The 11,728-nt window shown below is 39.7% G+C and carries 6 protein-coding genes; all 6 read right to left on the bottom strand.

Annotated features, from left to right (window positions below; translation table 11 throughout):
• Window positions 1-48: 48 nt before the first annotated feature.
• Window positions 49-2,439 carry a DUF5703 domain-containing protein gene (locus ASF92_RS05905; protein ID WP_231729748.1) on the bottom strand — a complete coding sequence of 797 codons (2,391 nt, stop codon included), beginning with the start codon at window positions 2,437-2,439 and terminating at the stop codon, window positions 49-51.
• A gap of 91 nt (window positions 2,440-2,530) precedes the next feature.
• Window positions 2,531-3,958 (bottom strand): sialate O-acetylesterase, encoded by a 1,428-nt coding sequence (locus ASF92_RS05910; protein WP_056089376.1) that lies wholly within the window; start codon window positions 3,956-3,958, stop codon window positions 2,531-2,533.
• 15 nt (window positions 3,959-3,973) lie between these two features.
• Window positions 3,974-6,163 (bottom strand): glycoside hydrolase family 127 protein, encoded by a 2,190-nt coding sequence (locus tag ASF92_RS05915; protein WP_231729749.1) that lies wholly within the window; start codon window positions 6,161-6,163, stop codon window positions 3,974-3,976.
• Window positions 6,160-9,606, bottom strand: a complete 3,447-nt coding sequence (locus ASF92_RS05920; RefSeq protein ID WP_056089379.1) for a glycosyl hydrolase — start codon at window positions 9,604-9,606, stop codon at window positions 6,160-6,162. The genes ASF92_RS05915 and ASF92_RS05920 overlap by 4 nt, the downstream gene beginning before the upstream one ends.
• A gap of 147 nt (window positions 9,607-9,753) precedes the next feature.
• Window positions 9,754-11,046, bottom strand: a complete 1,293-nt coding sequence (gene fucP, locus ASF92_RS05925) for an L-fucose:H+ symporter permease (protein WP_056089382.1) — start codon at window positions 11,044-11,046, stop codon at window positions 9,754-9,756.
• A 155-nt stretch (window positions 11,047-11,201) separates the two neighbouring features.
• Entirely contained in the window at window positions 11,202-11,642 is a 441-nt protein-coding gene (locus tag ASF92_RS05930; protein ID WP_056091006.1) for a MaoC/PaaZ C-terminal domain-containing protein, read from the bottom strand.
• Window positions 11,643-11,728 lie beyond the last annotated feature (86 nt).

Raw genomic sequence — 11,728 nt, forward strand, 5'->3', positions numbered from 1 at the left:
AATGTTCATCGGCAAATCGCTAAGACATTCCCTCATTCAATCCTCCGCTCACTCTAACATTTTATTAATTACATCTGCCTTTCTTGATTCTGGCAAAACTTTTAAATCTACTAATTTTCCGTCTTTCAAAGTCCCTTCAACCGTCGTTTTATATGGTGCATGAAGTTTGAAATGGACATCCCAATCTTTAGGCCAGGCCGGAAACAAATAAATGCTTTTTCCATCTGTCTGCATTAGCATTTCCTGCAGACCGATCATCCCCGAACCGCCCCAGTTATGGTCTGGAACCCAATCGAAACCTGGCCCCCAGAAAGCGGGAAATCGCCTGCCAGAGTCTTTCAGTTTCGCAGTTGTCAGCTTTGCAGCTTCTGCTGTCAATCCCAATCTCGCTGCAAAAATATTATCCTGTTTCCACCCTACATGACTTCGGAATTTTAAAACGTCTGTATCATATTTGAAAGTATTAATTGCCGTATCTAAACCCGGTTTTCCTATTCCATAAATTCCCCAGGGATAAACCGGGTATAATTGCGGACTTTCGGTGTTGTTAATTCGCTCCCAAAGTTTGGCAGGAGAAATCGTAGCATGACCATTAAACTCCCTGAAACTTATTGGCGGGATGGTTTTTAGCATTTCCTGCCAGTGGGATTTCTGCTCGACAGATAGTTTCGGATAAAGAATCAGCCTTTCCAGAACTGTTTTTAGCGCAGCGATTGTCGAGGTGGAATTGTATGCCATTTTATAAGTCTCTGCCCCAGAACCTGGATATAGAACCAAGTGACCATTGGCGTCCAAAGCCTTTGCTCCTCTTTGCTTCGCCAGGTAGGTATAATGCTCTTTGAAAAATGTAAGGGCGCTTTCAATTAAAGGAAGATATTTTTCAATATTTGCCCCACCATATCTTTCAGTTTCCAGAATCATCATACAAAATTCTAAAACGGTATCCCATTCATATTCTAACCAGGCATTGTATTCCATCCCTTTATTGAAATCAGCAGGTCTTTTCCAGCCATATTCTGCCGGATTTGGCAATCCAAAGTTCTCTAATTGCTCCGTAAAACTTGCTCCATTATGTCCCCAGGAAGCTTGCGTCCTAATCTCCGCATTCTTCAGTAGATTGGAATAGAAATCGAACTGTGGTTTCATCATTTCGAAGTCGCCGCTTTTTAACATGGGCCAGTAAACCAACCGCTGGTTTTGCGCCGTGTGCGTTCCTCCTCCCCAGTTTCTGAAATCAGGAGTGTATTTCAAAGCAGTATCTGTAAGGTGCGGATCATAAGTAAACAAGCCGCCGTTAAACTTGGTAGGGTAATTTCCAAATGCGTTGCAGCCCAACATATACCGAAATAACTGGTAGTTTTTTGATGACTGATTGGCTGCTTCATCTCTTGAGCTGATGTTTATAAAACTCCTTTTCCAGTAATCATTCCACCATTTAATACTTGCTTTTTGATTGTCTTTTTTAATACTTAAACCCTTTTCCCATTCCTGAATCGATTCGGCTTTTGCACTATTTAAAATAATGGAAATATTGGTCGTTCTGGACGGTTTCTTACTTTTCAAAGTCCAAGCCTTAAAAGGCGTATTCAAATATTTTCCTTCGTAATTCCCAGCGGCCAATAAGTTATCTCCCATCATTGTTCCTCCAATAATTAAATTATTTAAAGGATTATATAGTTCTTCTTTCCTGTCAACAAGTCCTTGTTGCTTTACGGCGACGTCGAAAACGGTTTCTGCTTTGTTCTGGTGATAAAATTGAATGGCATTATTTTTATATGAAACCTCGTCTTTAAAAGTCTTTACAATCCCTTGAGGTGCCCATTTATACGAATTCTGGTTGTTTTCCTTGCCTTTAGTTATGCGATCTTCAAACCGCCAGCTTTCGAAACTCGCCTCGGTACTAATGTTTTGATTTGATTTAATATCCAAATGAATAATCGGATTAAAAACATCGACCCAAACTTTAATTTGGGTGTCCAAATTTCCATTAACGCCGAAAACTTGAGCATATCCATCTTTTAGAATTAATTCTTGTTTGAAAGTTTTTCCATCGAAAGGATTGGGACTGAATTTAAGTTTTACCCGCCCAAGCTTTAACAGCGTGTTGTTCTCATCAAATGTTCCGCTACGCGATAAATACAGGTAAACTTCACCTTTTTCTACCCATAAATTAAGGCCAATATCTCCTCCGCCAACCGGCATCGATTCTGACGAATTAACACTTTGGGAAGTCCAGACAACATTAGCAAGTTGTTTTTCTTGAGAAAATGCAGTAGAGGTTGGCAAACACAAAAACGCAATAAAAATTTTTGACCCACTTAGAAACTTGGCAACATCCAAGCAGAATACCGAGAGTTTTGACCATATCAGGAGTGTAAGAACACTTAAGTTCTTAGCCAGAATACTTGATTTACTTAGTGTCGTTTTGGTTAAAATCATTCTTTGTTAATCAATTATAGGTCGTCATTTCAACCGAAGTGGAGAAATCTTTTTGATGAGATTGCTCCCTAACTCTCGCAATAACGTATCGTTAATTATCCCAATCATCGGTGCGAAAAGAAGAAACTGCCAGGCCGTCATTCCCAAATAAATCCCCTATCACGAAATCTTTAAAAGCATAACGAACGGCGACAGGTGTTTTAACCTGTTCTGCTGATATGCTCACGCTACTCCCGGTAATTGCTGCTTTCGCGGGATAAAATTTACGATCTGCGCCAGCCACTTCAAAAAGACTTAACTCTTTACCGAATTCGGTCAAGCCGTTTGCTACATTTTGAAACTTAATTACCGCTTTATTTTTATCAATGGTTAAAGACTCATAAGTTGGACTTAGTGCGCCAAAGCCTTTTATGCCGTAAGTTTGCGCTAGGGCAAGATAAGCCAAACGTTCGCCACCTTGTTTTTTGTTCGCAGGATGAATGGATTTTTCCTCACCGATATCCATCAAAACCGCCATCCCTGAATTAGGAATTTTGGCTAAAGATTTTCGCTGTGCATCTCTTAAAAATGCAGAGTTAAATTTTCCTCCAATGTGGTAAGGTGGAAGCAGTTCATAATTATAGGGAGCAATCTGTGAATAGTAAAACGGAAATTCTCCGTTGTCCCAATTTTTTCTCCAGGAAGAAACCATTGCTGGAAATAAATCTTCATATCGATCTGGTCGCTCGTAGTTAGATTCGCCCTGATACCAAATTGCACCCCTGATTCCGTAACCAATGACAGGATAAAGCATTCCATTGTAAAGTGTTGTCGGCGTTCGGCTTACTTCCTTTATCGCATCGCCTTTGGCTGGTATTTTAACCTCTGGAAATGCCTTTAAATCTTCAGGCGACATCCAGGCTTCAATGGAAGAACCTCCATAGCTATCATTAATCACACCGATAGGTACCTGTAGTAAATCGCTTAATAAAGATGCAAAATAAAATGCCGTTGCGCTGAAGTTGGAAACCGTTTCTGGTGCAGCCATTTTCCATTGAGATGCCTTGCTGTTTTCCTGGCGTTCAATAATAGAAGAACGCGGAACGGTATAAAGCCTGATATTTTTATTCGTCGATTTAAGAATGGCTTCGTTTGAACCCATTATTGGCTGACTTTTAAAGCCTTTCATTGGCATTTCCATGTTCGATTGACCACCACAAAACCAAACCTCACCAATTAAAATATCTGTTAAAACCAGTTTTTCGCCATCATTTAATTCCACTTCATATGGTCCGCCAGCAGCTGGTGTAGCCACTTTTACTTTCCACTTCCCATCTTTATCAGCTGTTACTGAGTAGTTTTTCCTGTTCCAGGATGTGATAATTTTTACTTTGGCCGAAGCCTTCGCCCAACCCCAAATGGCGACATTACTTTGTTGTTGCAAAACCATGTGATCGGTAAAGATGGAGGCAGGTTTAACCGTTGCTGATGCGATCATGCAGCAAGCGAGGTTTAAAAGTATGGTGAGTTTTAGTTTCATTTTTATCAAGTTTTTTTATTTACTAACCGGTAACCAAACCGACATTTCTGAATGCCCACGATTTCCCCAGGCAAAATAAGGTACCAGTTTAATTTCAGCATCCCTGCTATTGTTATTCACCGGGCGGTACAATACGTTTTTCCAGTTATTTGGTTCTACAATTTTAGCATTACCAACCAAACTCATCAGCTCTGCCCCATCAATATTGATTGGTTGCGCAGTAAATTTTGTTGAGGTAGGAATAAAAGCATTAAAGATATTTTTGCCAGGTAAATCTGTTGACTCCAGACAATAAACAATTGGTCCGCGTTTTACTGCAATTTGGTTTCTGTTTTCTTCCACTAAAGGATTGGCCTCAATCAAAGTAGCCTCCATCGGGAGATTCAATTCTATTACATCACCTCTTTTCCAAACCCGATTTATTTCGGCGTACGTTCCGGAAGTGGTCTTAACATTTTCTGCCTTTCCATTAACGCTGATCTGAGCATTTTGAGTCCATGCTGGGATTCTAAGGAAAATTGAATATGGTTTGTTTTCAGTTTCTTTAATAGCGATTTTAATATTTCCATCCCATGGATAATTGGTAGTCTGAACGAGTGAAATCTTACTTCCATCAGCTAATTTAGTCGTTAAGCTATTTCCACCGTATAAATTGAACCACAATCCTTTATCAGAAACACTGTAAGCATAATCACTTACTTCGGCAATGGTTCGCACTACATTTGGCGGGCAGCAATTCGACAAGCCAATGTAAGGAACTCTATCTTTCGACCAGCGTTGTTTGAAAGGTAGATCATCAGATTGCGCCAATGGATTAGTATACAAAAAGTTCTCCCCATCTAAACTTATGCCTGATAAAACACTGTTATGCAAAGCCAATTCCATCACATCCGCATATTTCGCATTGCCCGTAATTTGAAGCATTCGCCAATTCCAAAGTACATTGCCGATATTCGCACAGGTTTCGTTATGGGCCGTAAAATTCGGTAACTGGTAATCACGACCGAAAGCCTGATGAATCTTTTGAACATCAGCCGGATTGTAGGAGGTTCCATCAGGCGAAGTGCCATCATAAAGTGAACCACAGCCACCTGTGATATACATTTTATGCTGGTTCACATCATCCCACATTAAATTCAAAGTTTTCAACAGCGAATCTTTTCCAGTCTCGGCATATAAATCGGCTACGCCAGCGTACAAATAGTTCGCCCTCACCGCATGCCCCATTGCCTTGGTTTGTTGCAAAAAAGGAATTCTATCCTGATTGTCATCCGTTCCATCATCAATTTTGCCTTTAATGGCGATTAAATGATTTGCCAATTCTAAATAACGAGGGTCTTTAGTTGTTCTGTACATTTCTATAACGCCCATATAATGAGATGGACAAATGGCATTCCTGGCCAGTGTTGGAGAAGCCGATTTGTAGAAATTATACAAATAGTCAGTCGCTTTTTTAGCGATATTTAACAAAGTGGTTTTACCTGTTGCCCGGTAATGAATGCAACCAGCTGTCATCAAGTGACCAATGTTATAAGATTCAAAGCTCAATCTATCTTGAAACTGATTTTTTGAGCCTGTTTTACGCTGCTCAATCATTGCTTTCGTGTAGATATAACCATCTTCGCGTTGCGATTTTCCAATCACGACAATGGCTTTATCCATCATTTCATTGAGTTTGGGATTTTTTGTCGACGCATATAAACTTGCTACGGCTTCCAGCGTTTTGTAATAATCCCCATCATGAAAAGATGGTCCTGAATGTGAACCTGTATCTAAGCCTGCAGCAATTTCGAAGTTTTTAAACGCGTGGCTGATTTTCGGATCGTTGTAAATCGCCCACATGTTCGGCACCATGGTTTTCGTAGCAACCTTAAACCGATCGGCCCAAAAACCCTTCGTCCAGGTTACATCAGCCATATTAACACTTCGCAGCTTGGCATATTTACTATTTGATGTGTTAACAAGTGCCTTATCCTGGGCGTTCATAGTGAATGCAGATAAAAGTAAAGTTACCATTCCAAAAAATCCAAAATAAAATCGTCTTTTCGACTGAAACGAAGTGGAATGGAGAAATCTTTGAATTATTTTTATGGTACAGTTCAAAGATTTCTCAACTGCGCTCGAAATGACGATAGTAGAATTACGCTTAAAAAACTGAACCAACGGAACGCTATCCTTTTTAATCACTAACAAATTCCTTATCATTTTTCTTCAATTTGTATATTTACCGGCCCAAACAACCCTGCTGGATTTAAAGGTTTACCCTCCAAACGGAAAGGTGCAGTTGTTTTCGTAATTCTTTTATCTTCAGTTAATTTACTATCCCCTATTAAACGGTTAGCCCAGGTATTCACCACTTCAATTGTGATTTTATTCTCACCTTTTTTTATTGCTTTACTAATGTTTAGTTTATGCGGCGCTGTCCATAAGGTCCCGCAATCTATTCCATTGACTTTCACTACAGCCATGCAGGAAAATCCACCTAAATCAATCCAGGCACTATTTAAATCGCCTTTATAAATGAAACTTTTTGTATAAATGGCCGTTCCAGAATAGTATTTTATTGAACTATCAGCATGTTTAGTCCAGTCGCTTAAATCCTTAAATGTAACTGGCTTTAACGGACCACCAAGAGCTGGATCGAATTGTACTTGCCATGATTTAGAAATATCCTGACTAGTTTTAAACTTATTGGAATTTAGCCCAACTTGCAGTTGAGTTAAACTTGTCTTTTCATTAAAAATTACAAATACAGAGCCATTTGCTGGTAATTGCAAATTCAAGTATGTTCTTCCATCTCTAATTGACCAACTTTTCAAAGCTATTGTATCATTGGTTACGGAGTTGTAGATTTTTGGTACCCTTCCACTTATTCTAAAAGAAAAATTAAAAGCTCTTTCTTTAGCTTCTTGGTTTGATATAAAGTAGATGTCAGACTCTGTCGTTTTTCTATGAACAAATGCTACTTTTTTTGTTGGCCAAATTGTTGAGCTTAACAACATTGATCCTGTAGGGATTTCAGTGATATCCAAATCCTTTTCCAAACCCAAGCTATTAAAATCACTTCCCTCAAAGGGTGCTCTATAAATTTGTCCTAAACCAAGCTTCTTTATATAGATAGGTTTCCCACCACTTTTGAACGAATCGAAATTCCCTCCCCATATTTCATTAACAACTTTATCAAATTCAGTTACTTTAACCTGCTTTTTTCCAATTTGATACATTGGCTTATCTGCTAAAATCACTTTAGCTCCACTTTTAATCAATTCCGATAGTTTTTCAACAATCTCAAAACTCATGTATTGATAGTTGGGGTTCATTTTCATCGCCCCGGGAAAAACCAAAACTTTATATGTTGCGCCGCTTTCAAAAACTACCTCCCCATTTTCCACCTTCGCCGTACTCAAAACATCCGGATTAAAACTATCGTAAGCGTAACCGCGTAGCGGATTTACCCAATTTTCAGGATCCGCGATATTTGCAGAATGCGTTACGCCTGACGGAATCTGACGCAAAGGTTCGCCAACATTGGCTAAACGTTTCTTTTCTGATTCCACTACATCAGCACCGAAAATGCCAGGTAATATTTCTAATAACCGATCTGGCAGAACGGATCGGCGAGGTAGTTCTTCGCCTGTAAAAACAGCGATATCAACAACAGGCTTACCCTGCTGCAACAGGTTTTGTGTTCGCTCCGCGTAGTCTATCCATGCTTTGCCCGCTTTCCACCAGGTTTGGTCTCTTTGAAAATATAAACCTACACCATCTAGTGTCATCCCTGGTTTTCTATCCATCCATGGATTGTGTGTAAAAACGTGATAAACCAATTTGTTAATCCCAAGCGCATAATTCCTATCCTGTAAGGATTTCATATTCGAAGGATTTTCATTCCAATCCATACGAACGGTGGTAAAAGCTTCGGCCTGAATAATATTTTTCCCGTAGATATGTGCACCAGAAATGGCATCCAGCATATCATTTGGCTTATCGTGAGTCGGGCTGTTCAACCAGAATTCTCCCATCGGTACATCCACATTTTTGTAATGCAACAATCCATCGCTCATCATCGTTGGCGCAATGCTTTCAGCGGTAAAAGTTACACTTTGTGCTTTGGCTAATTTTGCCAAGGTTTTGTAAAACTGATCTACCACCAATTCGGAGATGGTTTTACGAATGTCATAAAGAAAATTTTCAGAGACTGCCGCACTTTCAACAGGCAAGCCAGTCATAATTGGCAAGTATGGCATTAAATTGTAACCTCTGCGTTTTTGAAATTCTGCCTTAAATAATGGAGACCAATTCTGACTGCCACATTCCCAACTATCTACATGGAAAACGCTTAACACTTTCCTGGCTATTTCTGGTCCGCCATGTTTTAGCGCTTCACCGTACCAATTATCGAATTGCAGTTTAACGGCTTCGGGATTAAACTTATCGCACTCCAAGCCTTTTCCACCACCTGCTGTTGCATTGGTATGGCCGGTAGTCGTGTGCCCAACTCTCAAAATTGTCCAGCTCAACTCTTCGGCAGGGAACCCCCCTTTCGGTGCTTTCCAGTTTAAAGTTCCATCTGGATTTAATTTATCCGTTAGGTTGATGATTTTATTTAATGGGATACACAGGTCTTTAGCGATTTGTTCATCCGTACTTCTCTTGCTAATTCTCCAAACCGAACCATTTTTCCCTTCAAACTGATTAATTTGTGCAGCTGAACTTAACTCAAGATTTACCAGTTTTAAAGAAGGTTTCCATTTAGCGGCATCCAAATCTTCAGCTCCTGGTTCCGAATCCTTTTTATCATAGATAAACCTGAAAAATTTAGCCGTTGTTGGATTAATAGAATGCGTTACATCTTCGTCGGTATCTTGCCAACCATGACGTGGTGCTTCCAGTCTGCCAATTGATCGAAAGCTTTTTCCATCATCGCTCACTTCAATTGCAAGTCGCTGTGCCTGATAATTATTTCCACTAATTTTAATGGTTACGGTTCTGCAAGTAAATGGTTTTGCAAACTCATACTGAATATAACACGGTTCGTTGGAACCAAAGTTTTTCTTATTTCCAGGCTGAATTAAACCTGTGGCATCAGCACCATTGCTAGCTGTGATTTTAGGTATAACCGTTCTTGTAGAAATGTTTTCGCCCACAGGTGATGGATAAGCATAAACTGCGATATCTTTATAATAGTTTTCGTTCGATTCAGGCTTAGGCAGAATGATTTTTGCAGTTGAGTTATCTACCACAGACTTTGACCAGACTACCTTTTGCATGGATAGTTCGGGTGTAATCCATGGTCCGCCGGCCAATGCGAAACCATCACTCACATGCATTCCAAGTTTTAAGTTTAAACGTTTGGCCTCACTCATGGCGAACTCGACCAATTTCCACCATTCAGGTGTAAGCTGAACGGCTGGTGGTGAATACACGGGCGTTTTATCCGGACCTTGAATACTCATCAAGTAAGCACCCCCAATGCCATTGGCTTTCAGCGCCTCTAAGTCGGCGGTAATACCAGCTTTAGAAACCGCACCTTTTACCCAATACCAAAATACCCAAGGTTTTGCATTTTCGTTTTGTTGTGCATGAAGCTTAAAGCTAAAAGTACAGAACAAAAAGAACAGGAAGATTTTACTAAACACTCGTTTCATTTTGATTTTTTTTGTCGTTGCAATTTTCGATTTTAAGCGAAATGAAGCGTTGCTGCTGTGTTAATGAATTGATTTGTTGCTGCTCCTTGCAATCTGCTTTGTACCATGCCTTCAATTGGAGGCAGGCAATGGCGAATATTTTCTGATCTATTTATGGGCGATTTTATAACCTCTTAATCCGAAATAAAGAATAATTAAATAACAAACTAACGGGATACTGTAACCAATTTGGATATTATCTCCATAATGATCGATGAGGGAACCCATTCCAAATGGTAATATCGCACCGCCAACAATTGACATAATGAGCCATGACGAACCAGGTTTTGTATCCTCTCCTATACCATCGATTCCCAAGGCGAAAATGGTAGGGAACATGATCGACATGAAGAAACCCAAACCGCCTAATGCATAAACGATTACGACGCCACTTCCGGTAATGGCCACGATGCTTAATGCAACAGAAATGACAGCATAAATTGCCAGCAGTTTGTTTGATGCTATAAATTGTAAAAGAGCTGTTCCTGCGAAGCGGCCAACGGTAAATAATAACCCATAAATGGCTAAATATGATGCAGCTGTTTTTTCATCAAATCCACCACCTTGCTGCGCCATTCTTATAAAAAAGCTGGTTACGCAAACCTGGGCGCCTACGTAAAAGAACTGTGCAATAACGGCCCATCGCAAATGTTTATGGCGTAATGCGCCGAAAAAGCTCCCTTTGGCTTCGCCATCAATACTTTTAGTTTTGATTTCGGGTAAATGAATAAAATAAAATATTACTGCAATAACAAGCAAAATAATTCCCAGGGTGATGTATGGGGTTTTAACAGATGCAGCCTCTTCTAAAAAATAGTTGTTCCGACCAGCTTCTGTCATTGCTGCGAGTTCTTCTTTGGTATGCGATTTCCCCGAAAGGATGAACAAGCCGCCAATAAGTGGGGCAACCATTGCGGCCAAACCGTTAAATGAAGCAGCTAAATTTAATCGGCTTGTTGCTTTTGAAGGATTACCTAAAACTGCGGCATATGGATTTGCTGAGGTTTCGAGCATTGTTAAGCCACATCCTATGATAAATAGCGCAATTAAAAAGGTAATATACGATAGGTTATTTGCTGCAGGAACGAAAAGAAATGCACCGAAAGCAAAAGCCAACAAACCAGAAATCATCGTCGCTTTATAGCCCCATTTTTTTAGGATCATACCTGCGGGTATCGCCATTAAAAAGTAGGCAAAGAAAACCGATGTATCAATCAATGTAGATTGACTGTTGCTCAGGTTACATGCCTTTTTTAAGTGTGGAATTAATATCGAATCTAAGTTGTGCGCCATTCCCCAAAGAAAAAAAAGGCTGACTACTAAAATAAAAGGCAACAGGTATTTTTTTCTTGATGAAGGATCGCCCTCAGTTACAATTTCTGGCTGTGTGTTGTGGTTCATTATATTTGGTTTATTTGTTAGTTCATTGGTTCATTAGTCATTGGTTCATTAGTGCATGTCTAACCTATATATTTGTCCGTTTGGTGTTTTTGGCCTTTTTGTTAAGACTATCAATATCAGCACTCAAACCAATGAACTATTGACTAATGAACTAATTATTTTTTCTTTACTACAAGCAAATGGTCGCAGACTAAAACTACGTCTCCATGCTGGTTGATTATTTCTACGTGTTCAGTTACGGTGCCGTATTCTGGTCTTTTGCTATCGCCCTTTTCAGAAATTGTGATTTCTGAATGAATGGTATCACCAATGAAAACTGGTTTTACAAACCGCAGTTTATCGTAGCCTTTGCTCATCGCCTCTGGATTAATTTCTGAAGCAGTTAATCCAATTCCGATGCTAAAAATCATTGTTCCATGGGCAATTCTTTGTTTAAAAGGTTGCGTAGCGCACCATTCTGCATCCATATGGTGCGGAAAAAAATCCCCGGTATGGCCGGCGTGAACCACGAAATCGGTTTCCGTGATCGTTCGCCCAAGCGTTATACGTTTATCTTGCAATTGGTAATCTTCAAAGAATATTGATTTGAAATACATTTTATTATTTTTTATTATAATTCCGTCATTGCGAGTTTTCGATTTTTCATCGAAACGAAGCAATCTCTCTTGAAAAGCAGATTGCT

It is taken from the genome of Pedobacter sp. Leaf176, assembly GCF_001424305.1.
Taxonomy (GTDB): domain Bacteria; phylum Bacteroidota; class Bacteroidia; order Sphingobacteriales; family Sphingobacteriaceae; genus Pedobacter.